The sequence below is a fragment of the Bordetella genomosp. 9 genome (genome assembly GCF_002261425.1).
Lineage (GTDB): Bacteria > Pseudomonadota > Gammaproteobacteria > Burkholderiales > Burkholderiaceae_B > Bordetella_C.
Genome location: NZ_NEVJ01000003.1, coordinates 1156556 through 1179953 on the forward strand (window position 1 = coordinate 1156556; position 23398 = coordinate 1179953).

23 protein-coding genes and 1 pseudogene are annotated in these 23398 nt (G+C 64.6%); 11 read left to right on the forward strand and 13 right to left on the reverse strand.

Going from position 1 to position 23398, the window contains the following annotated elements:
* Positions 1–9: 9 nt before the first annotated feature.
* Positions 10–684, reverse strand: coding sequence for a peroxiredoxin-like family protein (locus tag CAL26_RS16305; RefSeq protein WP_094847901.1), 675 nt, complete (start codon positions 682–684; stop codon positions 10–12).
* A gap of 83 nt (positions 685–767) precedes the next feature.
* Positions 768–1538 carry an enoyl-CoA hydratase/isomerase family protein gene (locus CAL26_RS16310; protein ID WP_094847902.1) on the reverse strand — a complete coding sequence of 257 codons (771 nt, stop codon included), beginning with the start codon at positions 1536–1538 and terminating at the stop codon, positions 768–770.
* 143 nt (positions 1539–1681) lie between these two features.
* Here CAL26_RS16310 and CAL26_RS16315 point away from each other — a divergent pair, with 143 nt between their 5' ends.
* On the forward strand, positions 1682–2599 hold the full coding sequence (locus CAL26_RS16315; RefSeq protein ID WP_094847903.1) for a LysR family transcriptional regulator: 918 nt from the start codon (positions 1682–1684) through the stop codon (positions 2597–2599).
* A 294-nt stretch (positions 2600–2893) separates the two neighbouring features.
* Positions 2894–3649: an SDR family oxidoreductase gene (locus CAL26_RS16320; RefSeq protein ID WP_094847904.1), complete on the forward strand. Its 756-nt coding sequence runs from the start codon at positions 2894–2896 to the stop codon at positions 3647–3649.
* Positions 3650–3754: 105 nt separating this feature from the next.
* Here CAL26_RS16320 and CAL26_RS16325 read toward each other — a convergent pair whose 3' ends face one another.
* The gene (locus CAL26_RS16325; RefSeq protein ID WP_094847905.1) at positions 3755–4426 is read right to left on the reverse strand and encodes an O-methyltransferase; all 672 of its coding nucleotides are present in this window, start codon (positions 4424–4426) and stop codon (positions 3755–3757) included.
* Between the two features lie 240 nt (positions 4427–4666).
* On the opposite strand from CAL26_RS16325, the gene CAL26_RS16330 reads away from it, so the two are divergent.
* On the forward strand, positions 4667–5326 hold the full coding sequence (locus CAL26_RS16330; protein WP_094847906.1) for a TetR family transcriptional regulator: 660 nt from the start codon (positions 4667–4669) through the stop codon (positions 5324–5326).
* A 23-nt stretch (positions 5327–5349) separates the two neighbouring features.
* On the opposite strand, the gene CAL26_RS16335 is transcribed toward CAL26_RS16330, so the two are convergent.
* Both CAL26_RS16335 and CAL26_RS16340 read right to left on the reverse strand, forming a co-directional pair.
* The gene (locus tag CAL26_RS16335) at positions 5350–5757 is read right to left on the reverse strand and encodes a DUF2000 family protein (protein ID WP_094847907.1); all 408 of its coding nucleotides are present in this window, start codon (positions 5755–5757) and stop codon (positions 5350–5352) included.
* A 53-nt stretch (positions 5758–5810) separates the two neighbouring features.
* Positions 5811–6665 (reverse strand): AraC family transcriptional regulator, encoded by an 855-nt coding sequence (locus CAL26_RS16340; RefSeq protein ID WP_094847908.1) that lies wholly within the window; start codon positions 6663–6665, stop codon positions 5811–5813.
* 75 nt (positions 6666–6740) lie between these two features.
* Between CAL26_RS16340 and poxB the strand changes: the two genes are divergently transcribed.
* Positions 6741–8462, forward strand: a complete 1722-nt coding sequence (gene poxB, locus CAL26_RS16345; RefSeq protein WP_094847909.1) for a ubiquinone-dependent pyruvate dehydrogenase — start codon at positions 6741–6743, stop codon at positions 8460–8462.
* 55 nt (positions 8463–8517) lie between these two features.
* Here poxB and CAL26_RS16350 read toward each other — a convergent pair whose 3' ends face one another.
* Positions 8518–9540 (reverse strand): Bug family tripartite tricarboxylate transporter substrate binding protein, encoded by a 1023-nt coding sequence (locus CAL26_RS16350; protein WP_256988484.1) that lies wholly within the window; start codon positions 9538–9540, stop codon positions 8518–8520.
* Positions 9541–9711: 171 nt separating this feature from the next.
* Here CAL26_RS16350 and CAL26_RS16355 point away from each other — a divergent pair, with 171 nt between their 5' ends.
* Together CAL26_RS16355 and CAL26_RS16360 are read left to right on the forward strand one after the other, a co-directional pair.
* The gene (locus tag CAL26_RS16355; RefSeq protein ID WP_256988485.1) at positions 9712–10308 is read left to right on the forward strand and encodes a TetR/AcrR family transcriptional regulator; all 597 of its coding nucleotides are present in this window, start codon (positions 9712–9714) and stop codon (positions 10306–10308) included.
* Between the two features lie 97 nt (positions 10309–10405).
* Complete coding sequence (locus CAL26_RS16360; RefSeq protein WP_094847910.1) at positions 10406–11821, forward strand: MFS transporter; 1416 nt, start codon at positions 10406–10408, stop codon at positions 11819–11821.
* 58 nt (positions 11822–11879) lie between these two features.
* Here CAL26_RS16360 and CAL26_RS16365 read toward each other — a convergent pair whose 3' ends face one another.
* The gene (locus tag CAL26_RS16365) at positions 11880–12821 is read right to left on the reverse strand and encodes a DMT family transporter (RefSeq protein ID WP_094847911.1); all 942 of its coding nucleotides are present in this window, start codon (positions 12819–12821) and stop codon (positions 11880–11882) included.
* A gap of 82 nt (positions 12822–12903) precedes the next feature.
* Here CAL26_RS16365 and CAL26_RS16370 point away from each other — a divergent pair, with 82 nt between their 5' ends.
* Positions 12904–13773: a LysR family transcriptional regulator gene (locus CAL26_RS16370; RefSeq protein WP_094847912.1), complete on the forward strand. Its 870-nt coding sequence runs from the start codon at positions 12904–12906 to the stop codon at positions 13771–13773.
* Positions 13774–13776: 3 nt separating this feature from the next.
* Here CAL26_RS16370 and CAL26_RS16375 read toward each other — a convergent pair.
* Positions 13777–14501 (reverse strand): annotated as a pseudogene (locus CAL26_RS16375) (NAD(P)H-binding protein).
* Between the two features lie 2 nt (positions 14502–14503).
* Positions 14504–15052: a GNAT family N-acetyltransferase gene (locus CAL26_RS16380; protein ID WP_094847913.1), complete on the reverse strand. Its 549-nt coding sequence runs from the start codon at positions 15050–15052 to the stop codon at positions 14504–14506.
* Between the two features lie 290 nt (positions 15053–15342).
* On the opposite strand from CAL26_RS16380, the gene CAL26_RS16385 reads away from it, so the two are divergent.
* Complete coding sequence (locus tag CAL26_RS16385) at positions 15343–16404, forward strand: aldo/keto reductase (RefSeq protein WP_094847914.1); 1062 nt, start codon at positions 15343–15345, stop codon at positions 16402–16404.
* On the opposite strand, the gene CAL26_RS16390 is transcribed toward CAL26_RS16385, so the two are convergent.
* The 3 genes from CAL26_RS16390 to CAL26_RS16400 form a co-directional block, all read right to left on the reverse strand.
* The gene (locus CAL26_RS16390; RefSeq protein ID WP_094847915.1) at positions 16401–17288 is read right to left on the reverse strand and encodes a LysR family transcriptional regulator; all 888 of its coding nucleotides are present in this window, start codon (positions 17286–17288) and stop codon (positions 16401–16403) included. The genes CAL26_RS16385 and CAL26_RS16390 overlap by 4 nt on opposite strands.
* Positions 17289–17330: 42 nt before the next feature.
* A complete protein-coding gene (locus CAL26_RS16395) occupies positions 17331–17906 on the reverse strand; it encodes a TetR/AcrR family transcriptional regulator (RefSeq protein WP_094847916.1) in 576 nt (191 codons plus the stop codon).
* Between the two features lie 91 nt (positions 17907–17997).
* A complete protein-coding gene (locus tag CAL26_RS16400) occupies positions 17998–18651 on the reverse strand; it encodes a glutathione S-transferase (RefSeq protein ID WP_094847917.1) in 654 nt (217 codons plus the stop codon).
* 242 nt (positions 18652–18893) lie between these two features.
* On the opposite strand from CAL26_RS16400, the gene bla reads away from it, so the two are divergent.
* From bla to CAL26_RS16415, 3 genes are all read left to right on the forward strand, one after another.
* Entirely contained in the window at positions 18894–19766 is an 873-nt protein-coding gene (gene bla, locus CAL26_RS16405; protein ID WP_094847918.1) for a class A beta-lactamase, read from the forward strand.
* A 185-nt stretch (positions 19767–19951) separates the two neighbouring features.
* Positions 19952–20644: an SDR family NAD(P)-dependent oxidoreductase gene (locus tag CAL26_RS16410; protein WP_094847919.1), complete on the forward strand. Its 693-nt coding sequence runs from the start codon at positions 19952–19954 to the stop codon at positions 20642–20644.
* 295 nt (positions 20645–20939) lie between these two features.
* Complete coding sequence (locus CAL26_RS16415; protein ID WP_256988486.1) at positions 20940–22373, forward strand: methyl-accepting chemotaxis protein; 1434 nt, start codon at positions 20940–20942, stop codon at positions 22371–22373.
* Between the two features lie 36 nt (positions 22374–22409).
* Here CAL26_RS16415 and CAL26_RS16420 read toward each other — a convergent pair whose 3' ends face one another.
* Positions 22410–23378 (reverse strand): quinone oxidoreductase family protein, encoded by a 969-nt coding sequence (locus CAL26_RS16420; protein WP_094847921.1) that lies wholly within the window; start codon positions 23376–23378, stop codon positions 22410–22412.
* Positions 23379–23398 lie beyond the last annotated feature (20 nt).

Consider the following 23398-nt stretch of genomic DNA (forward strand, 5'->3'; position numbering starts at 1 on the left):
GGGCCGCGTTCAGGCGGTATGACCGGCGGCCTTGCGTATGGCCGGCAGCATCTCCGACGGATCGGGCCGGCGGGTGTAGTCCGGGTTCACCTCGGCATAAACGATCGTGCCGTCCGGAGCGATCACGTACCGCGCCGGCATGGGAAGCGTCCAGCTCGGATCGCCATTGAACGCGGGCAGATCGTTCTTCAGGGACTTGTAGAGCTCCACCAGGTAATCCTGCAATTCGAAGCGCAGGCCGAAGGACGCCGCGACGTCGTTATGCGCATCCGACAGGATCGGAAAGGACAGCGCGTTCTGGCGCACCGACTTGCGGCTGTTCGCCGCCACCTGCGGCGAGATCGCGAGCAAGCTGGCGCCGGCCGCTTCGATCTCGGGCAGGGTGGCTTGCAGGGCCTGGAGCTCCATGTTGCAGTAGGGGCACCACACCCCGCGGTAAAAGGTCACGACCAAGGGACCTTTGGCCAGCAGCTCGGCCGAAGACACCGGATCGCCATTCGGATCGTTCAGCGTGAAGCCAGGCGCACGGTCGCCGGCCTTGAGCGCGCGCCGGGCAGCGCCGGAGGCGATAAGTTCGGACGTGGCGCGATGCATGGTCTCGATGACGGCAGGCGGTACGTTGTAAGGCGGCTTGCCGGCCTGGAAATCCGCCTTGAAGGCGTCGAGCTTGTCCTGGAGCGACATGGAAAAATCCTTTGCAGAAAAAGGGGGAGAAAAGTCCGGGATCGGCGTTCGGCGCTGCCGGCGACTCCGGCAGCGCGGCCACGTCAGGCGGACGGATTGAAGGAGCGCGCGACTTCCGCGGCGCTGATGCCTTCAAGGGCCAGTCCATAGCCGGCGCCTTCGTCGACGATCCGGCGCAGCTTCTGGGTCAGCGCGATACGGGTGTAGCGGCTGGTCAGTGGCGGCAGCTTTGCCAATTCCCCCGCGATCTCACGGGCACGAGCCAGCAGGCGGTCAGCCGGAACGACCTCGTTCACCGCCCCCCAATCCTGGGCGGTATGGGCGTCCAGGCGCTGGCGCGTCAGGATGAAGTAGCGGCCGCGCACGCTGCCGATCACTTCGGGCCATAGCAGGTTCACGCCGTCGCCGGGCACGATGCCGAAGTCGAAATGCGGCTTGTCCTGGAACACGGTCTCGGGCGTGGCGAGGACGATATCGGCGAGCAAGGCATACTCGGAATGCAGCAGCACCGGACCGTTCAGCGCGGCGATTACCGGCACCTCGATGTCGAGGATATTCATCAGGACCTTCTTGCCCTCGCGGTAGATCTTGTCGTAGCCGCGCGGCGTAAAGAAATCGAACCCTTCCGGGCTGATCTCGTCCATGAAGGCGTCGCCGGTGCCGGTCAGGATCACCACGCGGTTCTCCGGATCGCTGCCGACGTCATGGAACAGGTCGACGAACTGTTCATGCGTGTGGCCGTTGAAGACCAGCTTGCCGCCGTTGGTATGGAGGGCGATTTCCAGCACGCCTTCCGGGGAGCGCGCCAGACGGGCATTGGGGTAGGCATCACGGTAACGGTCGAAGCGGGACATGGTGTTTCCTTTACGAGAGGGTTGTCTGGCCTGGCGCGCCTCATCAGGTCGGCACGTCGATGGCATGACGAGATTCTGGCTATCCTTTACTTGGAATGGCAGATATCATTCGTCCATATCATTTATTCCAGCTGGGAATAACCATGGACCGCCTTACCGCGATGACCCACTTCGTCCGCGTCATGGAAACGGGCTCGTTCTCCAGCGCCGCACGCGTCCTGGACATCGGGCAGCCCGCGGTGTCCAAGACGGTCGCGCAACTGGAGCAGCGGCTGGGGGTCAAGCTGCTGCTGCGCTCCACCCACGGGCTGACGCCCACCGAAGCCGGGCTGCGGTTCTACGAGCGCGCGCGGCTGGCCCTGCAGGAGGCGGACGAGGCCGAACTTGCCGCGCGGGGTGCCGGCGCCGGCCTGTCCGGCCGTCTGCGCATCTCGGCCGCGCCAACATTCGCGCGGCTCCACGTGCTGCCCCACCTGCCGCGCTTCCTGGACGCGCACCCCGGACTCGATATCGACGTGGTGCTGGACGATCGGACCATCGACCTCATCGCCGAAGGCATCGATGTCTCGCTGCGCATGGGCGTGCTGGCCGATTCCGCCATCGTGGCTCGCAAGCTCGCATCATCGCGTCGCTCGGTGCTGGCGACCGCGGAATATCTGTCCCGCGCGGGCACGCCCCGTGTGCCCGCCGATCTGGCCGATCACCAGACCCTCGTGTTCACCCAACTCAGCAATGTCTGGAATTTCAGCCGCGATGGCGCCGAAGTCTCCGTGCTGGTGCAAGGCCGGGCGCGCTTCAATGCGGCGGAAGGCATCCGCACGGCCGTACTCGCGCACATGGGTCTCACCATCGTGTCGGACTGGATGTTCGCGCCCGAGCTTGCCGACGGAAGCGTCCTGCGGCTGCTGCAGGAATGGTCCCTGCCTGACATCGACCTCTGGGCCGTATATCCCACCGGCCGCCTGGCCACGGCCAAGGCCCGTGCGTTTTCCGACTTCGTGGCATCGGTGATGCAGACACCGGCGCCCGCTACGGCTGCCCGCGAATCGCAAGCGGGTTGACGGCGTGCCCGCGCGCCGTTAACGTTCGATTCGCAGCCATCTCCATGGCATTGCCGCAGGCGTTATCGTCATCCAACGCGCCCGATACCGAGAGGGCCTCAGCAGAGGGATCTCGGAAGCACAGGCGCACGGCAATGCCCTCTATCCTTCATCCGTTCGATCGCTCTCGCCTATCCTGCCGCCCCGCGGTGGAGCGGCGCCCGCCGCGCGCATGCGGTTTCGGGGCCGTTCGGGTGCAGCGTCATGACGGTCGCCGTCGCCTTTTCCCCCACACCCTGATGGAAAGGCAACACCATGAAGATGACCGGAAACACCATCCTGATAACCGGCGGCACCAGCGGTATCGGCCGCGCGCTGGCCGAGGCGTTTCATGACCGCGGTAACCGCGTAATCGTCACCGGGCGACGACGCGCCTTGCTCGACGAGATCGCCGCCAGCCGTCCCGGTATCGTCGGCCTGCCGCTGGATCTGTCCGATCCGACCGCCCTGCCCGGCCTTGCCGAATATGTCCGCACGCACTATCCGGACTTGGACGTGCTGATCGCCAATGCGGGCATATCGCGGCCCGAGGACATCGCTTCGGATACCTGGAATGCCGCCGACGCCGAAGCGATCATCGACACCAATATCCTGGGCGTGCTGCGCGTCACCGCGGCCTTCCTGCCGCTGCTCAGGCAGCAGTCACACGCGACCATCATGGCGACCAGTTCGGCGCTGGCCTTCGTGCCACTGGCCAGCTTCCCGACGTATTGCGCCAGCAAGGCCTTCCTGCACTCGTGGTTGACCTCGCTCCGGCACCAGTTGCGCAACACGCCGGTGGAAGTGCTGGAGCTATCGCCGCCCTATGTGCAGACGGAGCTGACTGGCGCGGGCCAGGCTAGCGATCCGCGTGCCATGCCGATAGGCGACTACATCGCGCAGGTGATGCGCATGCTCGAGCGCGGGGATCATCCTCGCGGCGAACTCCTGCTCGAACGCGATCTCGCCAGGCGCTGGGCCGAACGGGATGGCACGTACGATGCGATCTACGGCGCGATGAACCCGGACTGACGGCCGCCCCACTGGCGGCATGCCGGCACGGCCTGGAAGCAAAGCGAACGAATTGCAAGCCGATGACCGGGCCGACGACCACCGTACCCATTCCGAGCGTTCGTGTCAGGTGCAGTGGCAGTCCAGGCGCATGGACAATTCCACATCCTCGCCGAAAGGCAGGGACAGGTACCCGCTACCCGGGGCGCGCACGCGCGCCAGGTAATCGGGGCTGTAGTCCGCGTTATCGGCCACGATAAGCGCGCCGGGCCGCAGCCGTGCCTCGACCAGATCGAGGATGTCGCCATAAAGCGACTTGGCCCCGTCCAGCAGCAGCAGGTCGATGCTGTCGGGCAGGTCCGTCACCAAGGTCTTCAGGGCATCGCCTTCACGGATTTCCACCAGGTCCGCCAGGCCGGCCTCCACCAGGTGCTGTCGTGCGCGAACCACCTTGGACGGCTCGAACTCGCTGCTTGTCACGCGGCCGCCGCCGTTATCGCGCACTGCCGCGGCCAGGTGGATGGTCGAAATGCCGAACGACGTGCCGAATTCGATGACGCTGCGCGCACCGGCACTGCGCACCAGCATGTAGAGCAGCCTGCCGGTCTCGCGCGACACAGGCAGCCAGAAATCCTTCAGCTGTCCATAGAAGGCCAGATATTCCGTCTTGCTGCGCATCATGCGGTCGAGCTCCTCGCGGGAGATCCCGGCCAATGAAGGGCTGGCCGCTTCGTCGGCCTGTTTGAAAAGGCGGTCCAGCAGCGCCGCCAGGGGGCGATCGGTCAACGTTGACGTCATGACAGTTTCCAATGGTGTAGTAAGGGTGCGGTATGCCGCCATATCGCGGCGATAAATGCGACGACTTCGTCGCATTAATCGATAGAATACGATCAAATAGTCGCATTCACCATTCGCATTGGGGTTCGCATTTTTCCGGCACCGCCGTGCTCTCGACAGGGCCCACGCGAAAATTGACGTCCTGGATAAATATGCGAATAATTGATCGCATACATACCGGACCTTCATTCTCACGCCACCATGTCCAGCCGCCGTCCGCAGATCGCTTCCCGCAAGCAACCCCAGCAAGCCCGTTCGACCGAACTGGTCGCGGCGATCCTGCAAGCCGCGACCCAGGTGCTGGCAAAGGAAGGCGCTGCCCGCTTCACGACCGCCCGCGTGGCCGAGAAGGCCGGCGTCAGCGTGGGCTCCCTATATCAATACTTCCCCAACAAGGCGGCGATCCTTTTTCGCCTGCAGGTCGACGAATGGCAGCAGACCACGCAGCTGCTGCGCGGCATCCTGGAGGACGTGGGGAAATCGCCTGTCGAACGGCTACGTGTACTGGTCCACGCCTTCATCCGTTCGGAATGCGAGGAAGCGGACATGCGGGTTGCGCTCAATGACGCCGCCCCGCTCTATCGCGACGCTCCCGAGGCACAGGCCGCGAAGGCGGCGGGAGAAAAAGCATTCCAGGCTTTCATGCGCGAGGCACTGCCGAAGGCAACGAAGAAAACACGCACCTTGGCCGGCGACCTGATCACCACGACGCTCACTACCGTGGGGAAGGAGTTCTCGGAGACGCCGCGTACCCCGGCGGAGATCAAGACCTATGCGGACGCCATGGCCGACATGATGTGTGCCTACCTGAGCGACCTCGGGCAAAAGGCTGCCATCGATGGCGATCGGAAGAAACAGTAGACGGGTCGCGGGCGCGGCCGGCCTCAGCGATGCAGGGCCAATCCCTTCGTGGCCTTGTCCACGGCCTTCCTGGGGCCACGTATCGCCAAGCCCACCAGGTCCGGATTGGCCGGATCCTCGGCGAGGAACGCCTGGCGATTGGCCTCGTCGTGCCCCGTTGCGAACATGGCGAACACATAGGGCAGCATCGTCACCTGTCGCTCCAATCCCACACGGTGCGCCGCCCGCAGGCCCGCGAGATCCGCCTCGAAAACCAGCATGGGCTGGCCCAGCATGTTTCCGTAGCGATGGCCGTTCGCATCGATATAGGCTTCGCCCATGGCATCCGGCGCCGCCGACGCAATGCCGGTGGCCAGAAACGCCACCACGTTCAGTCTTTGCCATATCGCCAGGTCATTGCGGACAATGAGGGCTACCTTGGTATCGAACACTCGGGACTCCAATCATGCGGGACCAGGCAGGCATGATCGGCGGCGGCCGGACCTCAGTCTAGAACGTTTGTGCACTGTCGCTGGTATGCCGCGGGCGTCAGCCGATAGGCGCGGCGGAACCAGCGGCCCAGATGGCTTTGATCGGCAAAACCGACATCCATGGCCACCTGCGCCGGCGCCAGGCCTAGCGCGAGCAAGGCCCGTGCTCTGCGCAACCTGAGCCGCACCAGGTAGGCGTGGGGCGACATGCCGAACGCCAGCCTGAACTGGCGAGTCAAACGAAATCGGTCCGTCCCGGCGTGGGCGGCCAGTTCGTCCAGACCGATATCCCGCCCCATCTGGTCGTGGAGGTAATCCCTGGCGCGGTCCATTCCGGCCGTCGAGCCGCCCCGCGCCGGCGTCGTCCGCGTGGACCACTGCCCGCACAGGAGACTCATCATGCGGTCCAGTCCCTGGTCGCGCGCCAGCCGCCCTTCTCCGTGATGCACGGCGACAAAGGCTTGCTGTATCGCGGCGCTCAACGCCGTGTCATCCGCCAGCGTGCTGCGAAAAGCAGGTTGGATCGCGGAAAGCTTCAGCCCGGCCAGCCCTTGCATCGAATCGGCCAGCCAAGGCAGAGGCAAGTACAACATGGCGTAGGTAAAACCGCTGTCCTCCGGTGCATGGCCGTCGTGCACGGCGCCGGGTTCGATCAGGATGGCGCGACCAGGCGTGCTTGTATGGGTCCGTCGATGGCACCGGAAGCGCTGGACGCCCTGCTGGGTGACGCCCACCAGCACCTCATCGTGATCGTGCGGGTCGTAGGCATGGCCGCGGAAATGCGCGTGCACGCTTTCGATGCCGGTTTCCGGATCGCGGCGTATCCTCACCCAATCGCCGACGGCCGCGTTCTGACGCTTTGTATCCATATCGCTCACATGCCTCGCTGCCAGCACCAATACGCTACTATTTTTGCTCTACCGCACCGATCCGGAGAACCACCGATGGCCAAGCAGACGATAGCGGATTATCTGGCGAAAACCCTGGCCGCCGCGGGCGTGCAGCGAATCTGGGGCGTCACGGGCGACAGCTTGAACGGGTTGGCCTACAGCCTGGACCAGTTGGGGTCGATCAAATGGATGCATACCCGGCACGAAGAGGCCGCCGCCTTCGCCGCGGGCGCCGACGCGGCATCCACGGGCCAGCTCGCCGTCTGCGCCGGCAGCTGCGGCCCCGGCAACCTGCATCTGATCAACGGCCTGTATGACTGCCATCGCAACCGCCAGCCCGTATTGGCCATCGCGGCTCATATTCCCTCCACGGAAATCGGCCTGGGCTATTTCCAGGAAACGCACCCGCAGGCCCTGTTCGCCGAATGCAGCCATTATGTCGAGCTGGTCACCAACGCCTCGCAGTTCCCGCGCGTGCTGGAACGGGCGATGCGCACCGCCTTGCAGGAGCGCGGGGTCGCCGTCATCGTTCTTCCAGGCGACGTCGCACTGAGCGACGGCCCGGATGTCGCGCCAGCCTGGACGCCGGTGGCACCTCCGGCCATTACCCCGCCGAATACCGAAATCGACAAACTCGCGCGCCTGCTCGATGACGCCGACGCCGTGACGATCATGTGCGGCAGCGGCGTGGCCGGCTCGCACGATGAAGTCGTCGCGCTCGCCGACACCCTGGGCGCACCCATCGTCCATGCGCTGCGCGGCAAGCCCTACATCGAGTACGACAATCCCTACGATGTCGGGATGACCGGGCTGATCGGCTTCAGCTCCGGCTATCACGCCATGATGTCCTGCGACACCCTGCTGCTGCTGGGCTGCGACTTCCCCTACCGGCCGTTCTACCCGCCCGATGCGAAGATCATCCAGGTCGACAACCGGGGGGCGCAACTGGGGCGCCGGACCCCGTTGACCCTGGGCCTGGTCGGCACCGTCAAGGAGACCGTCGCCGCCTTGTTGCCGTGCGTGCAGCGCAAGACGCAGCGACGCTTCCTGGACAACGCCCTGAAGCACTACGCGGACGCCCGCAAGGACCTGGACAGCCTGGCGACGCCCTCCGCGCCGGGCCGCCCCATCCACCCTCAGTACCTGACCCGCCTGGTCGACCAGGTCGCCGCGCCGGACGCGATCTTCACCGTGGACGTGGGCACGCCCACGCTATGGGCCGCGCGCTACCTGACGATGAACGGCCAACGCCAGTTGCACGGCTCGTTCAACCATGGCTCGATGGCCAACGCCATGCCGCAGGCCTTGGGCGCGCAGGCCGCGCATCCGGCCCGCCAGGTCGTATCCCTGTCGGGCGACGGCGGCCTGTCCATGCTGCTGGGCGACCTGTTGACGGCCGTGCAGCATGAACTGCCGATCAAGGTGGTGGTCTACAACAACAGCCTGCTCGGCTTCGTTTCGATGGAGCTGAAGGCCGCGGGGTATCTGGACACCAATGTCGATCTGTCCAAGACGGACTTTTCGCAGATCGCCAAGGGCGCCGGCATATGGTCCGTACGCGTCGAGGAGTCCAACGAACTGGAAGGCGCGCTGCGAGCAGCGTTCGCCCACCCCGGTCCGGCGGTGGTCGACGTAGTGACAGCCAAGCACGAACTGGCCATTCCGCCGTCCATCAACTACGCGCAGATGAAGGGCTTCAGCCTGTACATGCTGCGCGCGGTGTTCAGCGGGCGCGGCGACGAATTGGTGGAACTGGCCCGAACCAACCTGCGCTGACGGGCTGCCCGCTCATTCCGGCTTGATCATGCCGGCTTGATCATGCCGGCTTTGTTCATGCCGGCTTGATATTGCGGTCGCGGATGACACGGCCCCACATCGCCGACTCGCGGGCGATTTCCTCGGCGAGCTCCTGCCGGCTCCCCGGCGCCGGCGGCAAGCCATGCTTGTCCAGCGCGGCCACCACGTCGGGGGACTTCAGCACCTTGACCAGTGCGGCGTTCCAGGCGTCGAGCACCGCGACGGGCACCTTGGAAGACGCCACGAAGGCGTACCAATTCGTCGCGTTATACCCAGGGTAGGTCTCGGCGATGGTCGGCAGGTCGGGCAGGGCCGCCATGCGCTTCAGGCCGGTGGTCGCCAGCGGCACCAGCTTGCCGGCATCGATGCCAGGCTGGGCCGTCGCCAAGGTGGAAAAATACGCCGCCACACGGCCGCCCATCAGGTCCTGGAAGGCCGGCGCGCCGCCCTTGTAGGGGATATGCACGATATCCACCTTCGCCATATCGATCAGCAGCTCACCCGCCATATGCGAGGCCGACCCGTGGCCGGTGGAAGCAAAATCGATCTTGCCCGGGTTGGCCTTGGCATAGGCCATGAACTCGGCGAACGTCTTGATGGGCAGGCTGCTGTTGACGACCAACACATTGGGAAAGTTCACGCCCATGGTGATGGGCGCAAGGTCCTTCACCGGGTCGTACTGCAGGGGCATGAAGTGCGGCGCGATCGCCAGGGGGCCGACCGAGCCGAACAGGATGCTGCTGCCATCGGTGGGGCTTTGATGGGCGGCATACTGGTGGGCGATATTGCCGCCCGCGCCGGGCTTGTTCTCCACCACCACGGGTATTCCCAGGTCGTCGGTAAGCTTCCTGGCGATGATGCGCGCCGCGGCGTCCGATGCGCCCCCTGCGGCGAAGCCGACCACGATGGTGGCGGTCTTGAACGGCGGGAACGCCGGCTGGTTCTGGTTTGGCGATGGGTTCGGGCTTTGAGCCACGGCTTGCGCCCGAGCCATGACAGGGGTCATGGCGAGTGCGACCATCCCCAGGCCAGAAGTAAGGAACTGGCGTTTTTTCATTTTTTATCTCCTCCGCGAGAGCCGCAAGTAAACCACATCCGTGATCTCGTCCCGCCTCCGCTGGAACGGTGAATGGCGCCGCGCGGACGCACGACTTGCTCCGAGCGAGATACGGCGCTAATATGTAGACCGTTCAGTTCCAATTAAATCGACATGATCGGTCGAATAACCATGGCACCACAGACTTCTCCCGGACGCCCCCGCGAATTCGAGCTCGACGCCGCCGCGCGCGATGCGATGCATGTGTTCTGGAACCACGGCTATGAAGCCGCCTCCCTGCCCGACCTGATCGAGGGCACCGGGCTGTCGCGAGGCAGCATCTACAAGGCTTTTGGCGACAAGAAAGGCCTGCTGCTGGCCGCCCTCGATGTGTATATGGCCGACGGCCTCAAGCAAACCGCCGATCTCCTGTCCCAGCCCGGCCTGGTCAAGGAAGCCATACGTGCATCGCTGCGACGCTATGTACACCTGTCCTGCGGCGCCGCCGGGCGTCGCGGATGCCTGGTCGTGGCCATGGCCGTCGAGCAGGCCGCGCATGACGCCGATATCGCCGAACGCACGGGTCGCATGTTCCGCCGGATCCAGCAGCTCTATGCCGGCGCCATCGTTCGCGGCCAGGCGAACGGCGAAATCCGCGAAGGCGACGAGCAGGCCATGGCGCGTTTCCTGGTTTGCCAGATACAAGGAATGCGCGTGCTCGGGAAGACCGGCGCGTCGGAAAGCGAGATGACCGAGATCATCGAAAACGCGATGCTGGTACTCAACTGAGCTCAATTTTTTTACCCATTTTGGAACCAATCAGTTCCTAAAAAAGGCGCTTATGTCACCACAACTCCTACCCCCCAACCATGATCGCCGCTGGGCAATGTTCGCGATCCTGCTGGTCGGTTCCTTCCTGCCGCCGCTGGACTTCTTCATCGTCAATGTCGCCCTTCCCTCGATACAGGCGGACCTCGGAACGTCATCGTCCGCCGAGCAGTTGGTGATTTCTTCCTACGCCGCGCTTTATGCCGTCACGCTGATCACCGGCGGACGCCTGGGCGATCTGTACGGCCGCGGCCGCATGTTCTTCCTGGGATTGACCGGCTTCGCGGCTGCGTCGGTGCTGTGCGGCTTCGCCTGGTCTCCCTGGTCGCTGGTCGCCGGACGGGCCTTGCAGGGCGTGACCGCGGCGATCATGGCGCCGCAGGCGCTTGCCTCGGTCCAGGCGATCTTTCCCGAACGGGAAAAACCGCTCGCGCTCAGCCTCTACGGTGCCGTCTTCGGCCTGGCGTCCGTCATCGGACAGGCGCTGGGCGGCATACTGATTTCACTGAACCTGTTCGGCCTGGGATGGCGTGCGATCTTCCTGGTGAATCTGCCGGTGGCGGTGCTGGTCATCCTGTTCGGCATCCGGGTCTTGAAGGAAACACGTGCGCCCCACGCCAGCAAGCTCGACCCCGTGGGCATTCTGCTGTCCATGGCCACGCTGGGCGCGCTGATCGTACCGCTGGTGGAAGGCCGAGAGGCAGGCTGGCCTTTGTGGTCCTGGGTGTCGCTGGTCGCCGCGCCCATGCTGGCATGGCTGTTCTGGCGTTATGAGGCCCGGCTTGCTCGTAAAGGCGGCTCTCCCCTGCTGGACCCCACGGCGCTGCGGGCGCCGGGCCTGGGCCGGGCCCTGGTGATCGCCTTGCTCTTCTACTCGATCGCCGCCTTCTTCCTGCTGTTATCGGTGTACCTGCAGAATGCGCTGCATGTGGACGCGCTGGACGCGGGGCTGGTGTTCCTGCCGTTCGGTGCGGGGTTCCTGCTCGGTCCGCTGGCCACGCCGTCCTTCAGGCGCGTGCTGGGCGACTGGGTCAACCCGATCGGATTGGGGCTGGAGGCCGCCGGCTTCGTCGCGCTCGCCGCGTTGGTCGTCGGCACACCCACCGGGATGGCGCCCGCCTCCGTACTGCTGGGCGCCATTCTCTTCGCCATCGGCTTCGGACAAGGTCTCGGCATGCCGACGCTCATGCGCCTGGTGACGAGCCGGGTGGCCCCGGCTTACTCCGGCATGATCGCCGGCATCGCGAGCTCGACCCTGCAGGTCAGCACGGCGCTCAGCGTGGCCGTGATCGGCGGGGTCTTCTACACCGTCCTGGGTTCGCGGCACGATCCCGCGAGCATTACTCATGCCTTCCTGATCGCGATTCTATGCATCGCGGTCTGCCTGGGCGCGGGCTCGATATTGGGCACCACATTCGCCCGGCGCAGCGGCACGCCCGCAGTTGCGCCGCGCCAGGCAAGCAACCCGAAGTGATGGCGGACGTCCGGCGCTATACCGACGCGACACCGCTGCGCGTGCGCGCGGTGGCGCTCTAGCCTCGGCCGCCGGGCTCGGGATTACGCGCCGGGACACGCTCCGCGAACCAGATCGCGATCGCGATTGCCGCGACGCCCGTCAACTGCAGTCCGCCAAGCCGCTGGCCCAGCAAGATCCAGTCGATCACGATCGCGACCGCGGGATACACGAACTGGAACAAGGCGATGCGGTCCGTCCTCAGACGCGCCATGCCGCTATACATGAGCGTGTACGCCAGCCCGGTGTGGATGATTCCCAGCCCGGCGAGCCATGCCCACGGCTCGCCCCACTCCGGCCAGCCATGCTGGGCCGGCCAGACCCATAGCGTGACAGCGCCGATGGCGCACTGCCACCACGCCAGGACGCCCGCCGGCAGGCCGATCAACCGGCGCGCGATGATGGTCACGCATGCCATGCAGAACCCGGCCACCAGGCACAAGGCCACGGCGACCCAATACGCCCGCTCATCGATGCCGGCCGTCGGATGCTCGGCGATACCCGCCGCCAGCACCAGGCCGATCATCGCCGCGCCAGCCGCGGCCATGCGGCGCTTGCCTGGCGACTCCTTGAGGCATAAAGCGCCCAATAGCAGCGCCCATATCGGATGCATATTGCATAGCACGATCGCCACGCCCGCCGACAGCTGGTCGATGGCGGTGAAGAACAGGCTCCAGCTGAGGATCATCAAGGAAGCGGCGGCGAGTATCCAGGCAACGGTCGTGCGGGTCGGCAGCAGATGGCGGGCGCGCCCGCGCATCACCATCCAGGCAGTCATTCCGGCCAGTCCGAACGCGCAGCGGAACCACGTTTCCGTCAGGGCATCGGCCCGGGCCTGGTTCACGAAGACGCCGATCGTCCCGAGCAAGGCATTCCCGAGCACGAATAGTTGCGCACCCGACCAGATTCGGGGCGCCGCAAGGCCCGCGCTCGTCTCCACTGTCCGCTGGTTTGTGTTCATGCCGGACAGTTTCCATGTGGCTGGAACCGATGGAAAGCGCATAATTCGCAGTTCAACCATTCGAAATTCGAAAGCGTCGAATATGAATCAGCGCAATCTGCAGACGGACTGGCTGCGATGCTTCGTGGCCGTGGTCGATGCCGGCTCATTGTCGAGCGCGGCAACCGAAGTCCACCGGTCGCAGTCGGCCGTGAGCATGCAACTGAAAAAGCTGGAAAGCGCCCTGGGGCTGCGGCTCATCGATCGCGGCTCCCGCAAGCTGGAGCTCACGGCGGACGGCCAGACGCTGCTCAGCTATGCTCGCCGCATCCTGGATTTGCACGCGGAAGCGCAGATCGCCCTGCAAGGAGAGCAGCTCACCGGCCGGGTCCGGCTCGGCGTGCCCGACGACTATGCCGAAAGATACCTGACACCGGTGCTGCGACGATACGCGCCGCAACACAGCGGCGTGGAAATCGAGCTGGTCTGCGAGCAATCGACCTCCCTGATTCCGCGCGTCGCAGGCGGCGAGCTGGATATCGCCTTGGTGTCGCGCGATCACGGGCGACGGGGGACATTGCTATTCCACGAACCCATGGCCTGGGTAGGTGCTCCCCAATTCGAGTTGTGGCGCCGCGACCCCATGCCGATCGCCGTGTACGAAAGCGCCAGTCTCGCGCGGCGCAGCGCGATTCAGTCGCTCGCGCAGCAGGGACGCCGGTACAAAGTCGTCTACAACAGTTCCAGCCTTGCAGGGCAGATCGCCGCGGTCGAAAGCGGGCTCGCCGTGGCGGCGCTGACTCAATGCAGCGCCCCCAAGCATCTGCGCATCCTGGGGCGAGAAGAAAACCTGGGCCCGCTCGAACCGATGGAAGTGGCGGTCTACAGGAGCCGCGAATCGCGCGGTTCGAAAGCTGTCGACAGCTTGCAGGCGCTGCTGGTCAGAACGTTGCGGCAGTCCGCGCCGGCCTGAGCCTCACCGTAGACACCCCTGCCCTTGGAGCGTCGCTTCGATCGCTTCGTCGAGCGGCGTGCGCGGTTCGCGACCGAGCGTGGCCACGAGCCGGGCATTATCCATACGCAGTGGCGTGCGCCACAGATAACGCAGCTCCTTCACTTCGCGAAATGTTTCGTTGAACGGCGCCCCCAGCGTAAACACCCACCAGGGAAGGCTGGCGACACTCGGCTCCCGGTCTGTGCGCTTCGCCACCACCCGCTTGATGGTAGCGGCGAACTGCGTGCCGTCCTCGTCCCAGTGCCCGCTCATATGGAAGCGCGCGAAGGCATCGAGCGTATCGCGCCTTTTCGTGTCGCCGGATGCTGCGGCGAGTGTTCATTCAACAATGGAAACGCGTCGGGCCCGAAGTTGTACACAATACCCGGCAAGGCGATGGTCGCCCGCTGGGCCTGCGCCGCCGCGATGGTATTGTCCATCATGGGCAGCACGAGTTCGGCCCAACGCTTGTACCCTGGCGGATTCACCGCGTGCACGATCACCGACACGCCCTCGGCCGCGCGCATGACGTCATCGCGTTTCATCGCATCGCCGGCGATCCACTCGATACCGCGCTCCTCGTCGCCCCTGGGCTGGTTGCGACGCAAGGCGCGTACGTCCCACCCCGCATCCCGCAACTGCCGCGCGACCTCGCCGCCGATGCCGCCCGTCGCGCCCAAGACCAGAACACGCTTGCCTTCGGTCATGGCTAGGCCCGTCCCTGCGTGGCTTGCGTCGATCGCAATATCTTGCGCAGGGTGACCAGCGTCAGGTCGTCCCGCAACGGCGCGCCGACGCTGGGGTCGTCGTACGGGAAAGCCTCGATTTCGCCCGTTCTTTCATAACCTCGCCGCTCGTACCAGGCGATCAGGCTATCCCGAACGTTGATGACCGAGATCTTCACGCAAACCGCGCCCTGCGCGCCGACGAAGGATTCGGCGGCGGCCATGACCGACTTGCCTATGCCAGCGGCCTGGCAGGCCGGGCTGACCGCCAACATCGACAGATACCACTCGTCCTTATCCATCGGGCGGAGCGCGACACACCCTTGAATCCGATGCGAGTCCGGGTCTCTTGCGATCAGGATGGTCGTCTGCCCTTCCTGGATCATCCTGGCAAGCGAGGCCTGGTCGACGCGGCGTCCCTGTATCAGTCCCGCCTCGGTCGTCCAACCGCCGGACGAAACGCCGCGATAAGCCTGATTGACAAGCTCGGCGAGGCTGTCGGCATCGTCCAGGGTAGAAATCGTCAGTCTCATGCAAATCCTCGTCGGCTTGCCGTTCTTCGAACGATTATGCCCTTGCGACCGCGCCGAACATAAACTTCACCAAAATGTTAACGGGGCGCCAGGCGCTTATGGTCAGCCGCTTCGTCCAGGCCCATTGGAACGCATAAAAACGCACGGCGCAGCGTACTTTCTAAAAACAGAAAATCGTCCTTCAATAATCAATCTTCATTTCTTTTCTCGCAAAGCTCACACTGGCGCCAAGCCGAGCCAACAGGCGGCGAAACCAAAGGACCGAACCACGGTTCTCTCCAGGAGCGCAAATGAAATACCAAACCTTGGGCAACACCGGTTTGCTCGTGTCGCGGCTTTGCCTGGGCACGATGACCTTCAGCGGCGGCAGCGGCGTATACCGGCATATCGGCAGCGTCGACCAGGCCGGCGCCGATGAACTCGTGAAGGCCAGTATCGACGCGGGAATCAACTTCTTCGATACCGCCGACGTCTATTCGGGCGGTGAAAGCGAAAGCACGCTCGGCCAGTCCTTCAAGAACCTGGGCATCCCGCGCAAGGATTATGTGCTGGCCACAAAGGTCTACAGCCGCATGGGTCCCGGCCGCAACGACGTCGGCGCGTCGCGCGGCCACATCATGGATGCCGTCGACGCCAGCCTCAAGCGCTTGCAGACCGACCACATCGATCTGTATCAGGTGCATGCAACGGACACCCTGACCCCGGCCGAGGAGACGCTGCGCGCGCTGGACGACCTGATCCGCCAGGGCAAAGTGCGCTACATCGGCGTGTCGAACTGGCAGGCCTGGCGCATCGCAACCGCGCTCGGGATCTCGGCCCGCCTGAACCTGGCGCGATTCAACACGCTGCAGGCCTATTACTCGATCGCGGGCCGCGATCTGGAGCGTGAATTGGGCCCGCTGCTGGAAGCGGAAAAGATGGGCCTGCTCGTGTGGAGCCCGTTGGCCGGCGGCCTGTTATCCGGAAAATTCAGCCGCGACAACCAATCGCCGGAAGGCTCGCGCCGAACGGGGTTCGACTTCCCCATCGTCGATAAGGAGCGCGCCTGGAACGTCATCGACGTGATGCGCCCAATTGCCGAAACCCACGGCTGCAGCCCCGCCCGGATTGCCCTGGCATGGCTGCTTTCCAAGCCGGTCGTGACGTCGGTGCTGGTGGGCGCCAAGCGCCTGAGCCAGTTGGAAGACAACATCGCCGCCGTCGACATCACGCTGGGCGACGAGGAAGTCCGGCAACTGGACGAGGTCAGCGAGCTGCCCCAGGAATACCCAGGCTGGATGCTCGCCACCCAGGGCGCCGATCGTCTCGGCCCCGTCGATCTGTGGGGCGGCAAGACGGCGCCTGCCTCCTAGCGCGCCACGGCAAGCTCGGGATTGCCGCTCACCACCTGATCGGCCAGGAAATCGGCCACGGCCCGTATGCGTGCCGATGCCGCCAGGTCGGCATGGGTCACCAGCCATAACTCGTTGCTGAACACCTGGTCCGCCGGGACGACGCGCACGAAGTCGTCGCCCACGGCCAGGAAATCGGGAATGACGGCCAATCCCAGACCGGCCCGGACCGCCGCGATCTGGGCGGGTAGGCCGCTCGTGACCAGCGCGATCCGGCAAGCCGGATGCTCGCGCGCCAGCCAGGCCGCGGCAGGCAGGTGCGCGTGGCTTTCATCCCAGGCGATGAAATGGCGTCCACCGAGCGGCGCGCCATCGACAGGCGGATTGTCCTCCAGATACTTGCGGCTGCCGTAGACCGAATACGTCATGTGGCCCACGCGCCTGACCTTCAGGTTTCCACGTGCCGGACGGATCACGCGCAGGGCAATATCCGCCTCCCGGCGACCGAGTTCGGCCGTGACCGTGCTGGTGATGATCTCGATGCAGATGCCGGGATACCGCGCCTTGAAGGCAGGCATGGCCGGGATGATGAGATCGGTCGCAAGGTTCTCCGACGTCGCCAGCCTGACCGTGCCCACAGGCGTCTTGTCGATGCCCGCCGCCCCGCGCTGCAGCGCCATGATGCTGTCCTCGACCTGCTCGGCGTGGCTGAACACCTCGCGACCCTCATCGGTCAGCAGATAGCCGGCCTGGCTCCTGGCGAACAGGACAATCCCCAGGCTCGCTTCCAATTCGCCGATACGACGGCTGACCGTGGACTGGCTGACGTCCAGCTCGCCCGCCGCCTGCGTCAGGCTTCCGCTGCGGGCCACGCACAAGAAGTACCTTAGATCGTTCCAGTCCATGTGGGGTTTGTTCTAGTTGAAGGTGGAGTCTTCACTTTCCCTTCAGACGGGCAACAACCCGGCCGCCCGATAGCCATCGATCAACGCATCGAACAGCTTGATGTCGGAACGGCCGCGCGCCATCAGTTGCGCACCCGCGATTGCGGCGAAGATGGCACGTGCTCTTTTCCTGGCTTCCCTGGAATTGCCCATGCCCGTGGCTACAAGCGTCTTCTCAAGCCAGGCGACGTTGACGTCGGAAAACGCCTGGACTTCCGTCTTGACCAGGTCAGGCAAATCATCGTATTCAGCGGCCATGAAGCTGCACAGGCATATGCGGTTGCCGTTCTCCAGCGACTTGCGAAATGTCTCCGGATACTTGCGCAGGCAGTCGGCCGGATCGGGAAAGCGGGTCGACAGCGCTTCGAGCGCCGCCGCCGAGTCTTCCCAATAGCGCCTGGCGACAGCGGCAGCAAGGTCCGCCTTGCTCGGGAAATGATGATAGAGGCTCGCCGCCTTGATGCCCACCTCTTCCGCCAGGCTGCGAAGGTTCAAGCCACCGTAGCCATGCGCCTGCGCGATCTTTTTCGCGACCGACAGGATGCGCTCACTTGAACTATTGTTTGCTTGGATCTCCACGATTCCACCTGGACGAACGTACTGACGAAACGCAGTATATAACCCGCTATCGCTCGCACATTCCGTCGTCGGCAGCCTGCCACCGTCACATCTAGCCGGCCGCGATATCCGAAAACGCAGGCTGCCGGTATACGCTGGGACGCTGCTTTATACGCTCGTACCATCCCAATAACGCCGTGCATTCGGCGGGTACGGGCAGGTCGACGATCCTGGCGAAGACCAGGCCGCCGATCACGGTAATGTCGGCCATCGAAAACTCCGCGCCTGCCACATAAGGCTGCTTGCTCAACACAGCGTCGAAGTAATGCATCCCGCGCAAGGCCTTGTCGCGCTGCCTGATTCCCCATTCAGGGTTCTGGTACAGCTCGACCTTGGGCCCCAACCCCGGGGTGCCGTGATGGAAGTACACGCTGATCGCATCGAGCAACTCGATCTCGGCCCGTTTGTTCATCATATGGATGATGCCTTTTTCGAGGGCATTCCTGCCGGTGAGCGTGGGATGGTTGTCCAGCCCGTCAAGATATTCCGTGATGGCGGTGCACTCGGCAATGCAGGTGCCGTCCGCAAGCTCGAGCACCGGCAATGTGCCCGAATAGTTTTTACGCGCAATGAACTCCGGGTCCTTGTGCTCCCCTTTGTACAGGTCGACCATCACGAATCGCACACGAGCCTGCAGGTTCTTTTCCGCGAGCGCGATGCGCACACGCGTGGGATATGGACCCTTGGGAAAATCATGAACCGTCATCAGCGGCTCGTCTTTCTCGACATTCCTGGCAATACCTGGCACCGGTTTTCTCCTGGTTGACGCCCGTTTCGGGCAAGTTGGCGAAGAGCCATCCCATTACCTACCTAACAGTTGTTAGGCAGAATAGAGGTCCATAGCCGCGTTGTCAAGACCAAGCCCTTTAGAATCCCGGTGCCGATGACGACCCGGCTGGTTGTCCACCACGCTCACCGCCTTTCTTCACGCCTATATCGGATCCGACCGTGACTCCTTCCCTCCTCCGCCGAAAACTATTGATTGGATTGCCGCTGCTCGCGGGCATGGGTGCGATCCGCGACGTCCATGCAGCCGGATCGGCGCTGGCCGATATCGAACGCCGTAACGGTGGCCGCCTTGGCGTTTTCGCGATCGATACCGCTACGGGCCGCACCCTTGCCCATCGCGCCGACGAACGATTCCTGATGTGCAGCACGTTCAAGGGATTACTCGCCGCGCAGGTACTGCAACGCGTCGATAGCGGCGCCGAGCGGCTCGACCGACTCGTGCGCTACACGGAAAAGGACCTGATTTTCACGTCGCCCGCAACCAAGGCCAACGTCGGGCGTGGGTCGATGTCGATCGAAGAACTCTGCCGCGCGGTCCTGGTGGAAAGCGACAACACGGCCGCGATCCTGTTGATGCGCGGTGCCGGCGGTCCTGCCGGGCTTACCCGGTTCGTACGTGGCCTTGGCGATACCGTCACACGCTCGGATCGCTATGAACCCGACTCGAACCGCGCGGGCGGCGTCTTCGACACCACATCGCCGAAAGCCATCGCCACCGTGGCGCAACGCCTGCTGCTCGGCGATGTCCTGAGCACGAGCTCTCGCGCGATGCTGGAACGCGGGATGGCCGACTGCAAGCCGGGCCTCAATCGGATCCGCGCGGCGCTGCCAGCCGATTGGCAGGCCGCCGATCGTCCCGGGACCAACATCGACAACGAAACCAATGACTACGCGCTCGTGCGCCCGCCCGGACGCGCGCCCTTGCTCGTCGCCGTCTACTACGACGCGCCGGGCGTCAGGATGGACAGGCGAGAGGCGGTTCTGCGCGAGGCGGGTACGGCATTCGTGAAGTGGGCCACGAGCGCGGCATGACCCCGCCGGACCAGCGGAGCAGGAAAGTCGATCTCCTGCGCGGCGTTCTCGCCAGGCGGCTCGAATGGGATGGCCGCGTGCGCCTGGGCGATGGGTTGCGTACCAGCTGGGACCCGTGACACATTTACGGCTAGTGATGCAGCTCGTGATGCACCTGTCGCCAACACGAACCGGAGTAGCCAACCATGACGGATATCCCCTACCGCAACGCACTCATCATCGGCGCAGGCTCGGGTATCAGCGCCTCGCTGACACGACTCCTGACGACCGCGGGCCTTCCCGTCGTCGTGGCAGCGCGGAATGTCGACAAGCTCGGCCCTCTGCTGGAAAGCACCGGGGCCACGGCCCTGGCCGTCGATGCGGCGGATCCGCGCCAGGTCGAGCAACTGTTCGTCGAAGTGGAACAGCGTATCGGCGCGCCCGAGATCGTGGTCTACAACGCGAGCGGCCGGGTGCGCGGCCCGGTCGCCGATCTGGATCCCGGCGAAGTCGAGCGGGCCGTCGCGGTGACGGCAATGGGGGCGTTCTACACCGTGCGGGAAGCCGCGCGGCGCATGACGTCCGTCGGCAAGGGCGCAATCCTGCTGACCGGCGCTACCGCGGGCGTAAAAGGCTTCGCCCTGTCAGCCCCCTTTGCGATGGGCAAGTTTGCACTGCGGGGACTCGCGCAGAGCGCGGCACGGGAGTTGATGCCCAAAGGCATCCACGTCGCCCACTTCGTCATCGATGGCTCCGTTCGTTCAAGCGAACGTGTGGACGCTGCCGACTCGACGCTCGATCCGGACGCTATCGCTCAATCCTACGTCGACCTGCTTCGCCAGCACCGTAGCGCGTGGTCCTGGGAAATCGAGGTCCGGCCGTGGGTCGAACGCTTTTGATTCCGACGTGGTCCGCAAGGCCAGGACGGCTCCCCGTACTGGATGTGCAAATAAACAGGATTCCGATGTAACCGCTACGCCCGTGCCGCCGAACTACAGGTGATGGGCGTCAGGCCAGGGGTGCCGACGCCAGGGAAAACTTGAAACGGGGCGCACGATGCCAAAGAGAAGACTGTCTTTCGGACTCCTGCTGGGTACGGGTTTCGCGGTGGTCGTCCTGTTGGGATGCGGAGCGTCCATCCTGGCCAGGCATTACCTGAGCGCGATCAAGGACGACGTGAACCTCCTGGCCAATGTGCCCATCGACAACCTGATCTATGTGCAGCAGATCAAGGACGGGATCGGCGTTCGTTCGCAGATCGTGCGCGACCTGCTGCTGGCGAGCGATCCTGACACCTTGGCCAAGATGGAAGGCCGCCAGGCCGACCTGGCTCGCCAGTCAGCGGCGGCAGCCGCGCAATTGGCTGACCGGGCGCTCGATACCCAGGCAGCGGAACTGGTGCGGCGGCTGGATTCCGCCCGGCCCGTCTATGACGACTTGCTGGCGAAGTCCATGGTCCTTGCAGGCAGGCGCGACATCCCTGCCGCCACCGACGTGCTCCTGAAGGAAATGCCCGCCGCCCAGGCGAACTACCTGAACGTCCTGAACGAGATGGCAGCGTACCAACAGGACCAGGCGTTGGCCGTGTCAGGCGACGCGGAAACGGTTGTCAGCCTGGCTGTGCGCATCATGACCGGGCTGGCGATATTCGCCGCCGTCTTCGGCGCCGCGGTCGCCATCGCCATTATCCGCAAGGTCCTGCGCCAATTGGGCGGCGAACCGGCCTACGCTGCCGCGGTGGCGCGACAGCTTGCGGAAGGTGATCTTGCACTCGCCATACGTTTGCGCAAGGGCGACGAGTCGAGTCTGCTCGCGCACATCGAATCGATGCGGCACAAGCTGGCTGATATCGTCGATCAGGTCAGGCGCGGCAGCGAGTCGATCTCCGCCGGCACCGGCCAGCTCGCGGCGGGCAATGCCGATCTCAGCCAGCGGACGGAAGAACAAGCGGCGAACCTGCAGGAGACGGCTTCCGCGATGGAGCAGATGGCGTCGGCGGTTCGCCAGAACGCCGACACGGTCCTCATGACGTCTTCCCTGGCGGCACAGGCAAGCGAGGCCGCCGGCAAAGGCGGAGAGGCGGTGATGGAAGTGGTGCAGACCATGGACGAAATCTCGACCAGCTCGCGCAAGATCGGCGACATCATCGGCATCATCGATTCCATCGCGTTCCAGACCAATATCCTTGCATTGAACGCCGCCGTGGAAGCGGCTCGCGCCGGCGAGCAGGGTCGGGGCTTCGCCGTGGTGGCCAGCGAAGTGCGCACGCTGGCGCAGCGCTCCGCCCAGGCAGCCCGCGAGATCGCTGATCTGGTGAAGGAAAGCGTGGACAAAGTGCGCAATGGGGGTGAGACCGTCGGACGCGCGGGGTCGATCATCAGCGATGCGGTACAGCAGGTGCGCCGTGTAGCCAGCCTGGTTGGCGAAATCGGCACCGCCACGCGCGAACAGGAGCAAGGCATTTCGCAGGTCGGCATCGCGGTCACGCAACTGGATCAGGTCACCCAGAGCAACGCCGCGCTCGTCGAACAGTCCGCCGCCGCGGCCGATAGTCTGTATGCCCAGGCCGCCCAACTCGTCACCCTGGTCGGCGCCTTCCGGCTTCAAGCCCATGAGCGGTACGCGTGAACGCGAGTGGCTGGCTCGCCCACGCGCCCCATGGGCTCAAGGCAGCAGGATCACCCTGCCGAAGGCCTGTCTCGACATCACGTAGGCATGCGCGGCCTGGGCTTCCCGCAGCGGAAAGGTCTTGTCGATCACGACCTTCAGTTCCCCTGTCGCGACACGCTCCAACAAGCTCTGCACGCTTGCGTGGACCCGAGCGTGCTCCTCGTCCAGGAGCGAAGGAAAGAACACGCCATGCACGCTTTGGTTTCCCCGCCACAAGCTGACCGGATCCAGTTTGTCCTGGTCCCGGCCGGACACGCCGACCGTAACGATGCGCCCCTTGTACGCCAAGGCCTGGACGCCTCGCACCAAAGTGCTGCCCGCGATGCTGTCCACAATGAGATCCACGCCGCGTCCGCCGGTCAGGCTTGCGACTTCGGCCACGAAATCGCTTTTGACGTAGTTGATGCCGGCCGTCATGCCATAGGTCCGCAGCCGCGCAAGCCGTGTGTCATCCGACGCGGTCGCGTACACGGTGGCGCCGGCGCGATGCGCCAACTGGATCGCGGCCAGCCCCAGCGCACCGGCTCCCGCATGTATCAGCACGGACTGCCCGCGCTTGAGATTTCCCGCGTCGAAGAGGCATTCATGCGCCGTGCCCCACGCGACAGGCACCGCGGCCGCCACCGCCATATCGAGCGCTTCGGGAATCAACCAGGTGTCCACGGCTGGCGCGGCCACCCTCTGCGCATGCGATCCCCATGACAGAACCGCCACGACGCGATCGCCCGGCTGACGATCGTGCACGTTCTTTCCCACCGCCTTGACGATTCCCGCGCACTGATAACCCACGATGTGCGGAACACGCGCGAGGGGACGGATTTCCCGATTGATCAGGTCCCCGCCCTCCACGGAGATTGCTTGTATCTCCATCAACACGTCGTCCGGCCCGCATACGGGCTCGTCGACCGTTTCATAGCGGAACACGTCCGGCGGTCCGTTTTCATAGTACACAGCTGCCTTCATGGGCATACTCCTTCGTGCGA

What these genes read in the sequence shown, in the direction of transcription:
- CAL26_RS16305 (WP_094847901.1), bottom strand. Translation starts at nt 684, where the DNA reads ATGTCGCTCCAGGACAAGCTCGACGCCTTCAAGGCGGATTTCCAGGCC.
- CAL26_RS16310 (WP_094847902.1), bottom strand. Translation starts at nt 1,538, where the DNA reads ATGTCCCGCTTCGACCGTTACCGTGATGCCTACCCCAATGCCCGTCTG.
- CAL26_RS16315 (WP_094847903.1), top strand. Translation starts at nt 1,682, where the DNA reads ATGGACCGCCTTACCGCGATGACCCACTTCGTCCGCGTCATGGAAACG.
- CAL26_RS16320 (WP_094847904.1), top strand. Translation starts at nt 2,894, where the DNA reads ATGAAGATGACCGGAAACACCATCCTGATAACCGGCGGCACCAGCGGT.
- CAL26_RS16325 (WP_094847905.1), bottom strand. Translation starts at nt 4,426, where the DNA reads ATGACGTCAACGTTGACCGATCGCCCCCTGGCGGCGCTGCTGGACCGC.
- CAL26_RS16330 (WP_094847906.1), top strand. Translation starts at nt 4,667, where the DNA reads ATGTCCAGCCGCCGTCCGCAGATCGCTTCCCGCAAGCAACCCCAGCAA.
- CAL26_RS16340 (WP_094847908.1), bottom strand. Translation starts at nt 6,665, where the DNA reads ATGGATACAAAGCGTCAGAACGCGGCCGTCGGCGATTGGGTGAGGATA.
- poxB (WP_094847909.1), top strand. Translation starts at nt 6,741, where the DNA reads ATGGCCAAGCAGACGATAGCGGATTATCTGGCGAAAACCCTGGCCGCC.
- CAL26_RS16350 (WP_256988484.1), bottom strand. Translation starts at nt 9,540, where the DNA reads ATGAAAAAACGCCAGTTCCTTACTTCTGGCCTGGGGATGGTCGCACTC.
- CAL26_RS16355 (WP_256988485.1), top strand. Translation starts at nt 9,712, where the DNA reads ATGGCACCACAGACTTCTCCCGGACGCCCCCGCGAATTCGAGCTCGAC.
- CAL26_RS16360 (WP_094847910.1), top strand. Translation starts at nt 10,406, where the DNA reads ATGTTCGCGATCCTGCTGGTCGGTTCCTTCCTGCCGCCGCTGGACTTC.
- CAL26_RS16365 (WP_094847911.1), bottom strand. Translation starts at nt 12,821, where the DNA reads ATGAACACAAACCAGCGGACAGTGGAGACGAGCGCGGGCCTTGCGGCG.
- CAL26_RS16370 (WP_094847912.1), top strand. Translation starts at nt 12,904, where the DNA reads ATGAATCAGCGCAATCTGCAGACGGACTGGCTGCGATGCTTCGTGGCC.
- CAL26_RS16380 (WP_094847913.1), bottom strand. Translation starts at nt 15,052, where the DNA reads ATGAGACTGACGATTTCTACCCTGGACGATGCCGACAGCCTCGCCGAG.
- CAL26_RS16385 (WP_094847914.1), top strand. Translation starts at nt 15,343, where the DNA reads ATGAAATACCAAACCTTGGGCAACACCGGTTTGCTCGTGTCGCGGCTT.
- CAL26_RS16390 (WP_094847915.1), bottom strand. Translation starts at nt 17,288, where the DNA reads ATGGACTGGAACGATCTAAGGTACTTCTTGTGCGTGGCCCGCAGCGGA.
- CAL26_RS16400 (WP_094847917.1), bottom strand. Translation starts at nt 18,651, where the DNA reads ATGACGGTTCATGATTTTCCCAAGGGTCCATATCCCACGCGTGTGCGC.
- CAL26_RS16410 (WP_094847919.1), top strand. Translation starts at nt 19,952, where the DNA reads ATGACGGATATCCCCTACCGCAACGCACTCATCATCGGCGCAGGCTCG.
- CAL26_RS16420 (WP_094847921.1), bottom strand. Translation starts at nt 23,378, where the DNA reads ATGAAGGCAGCTGTGTACTATGAAAACGGACCGCCGGACGTGTTCCGC.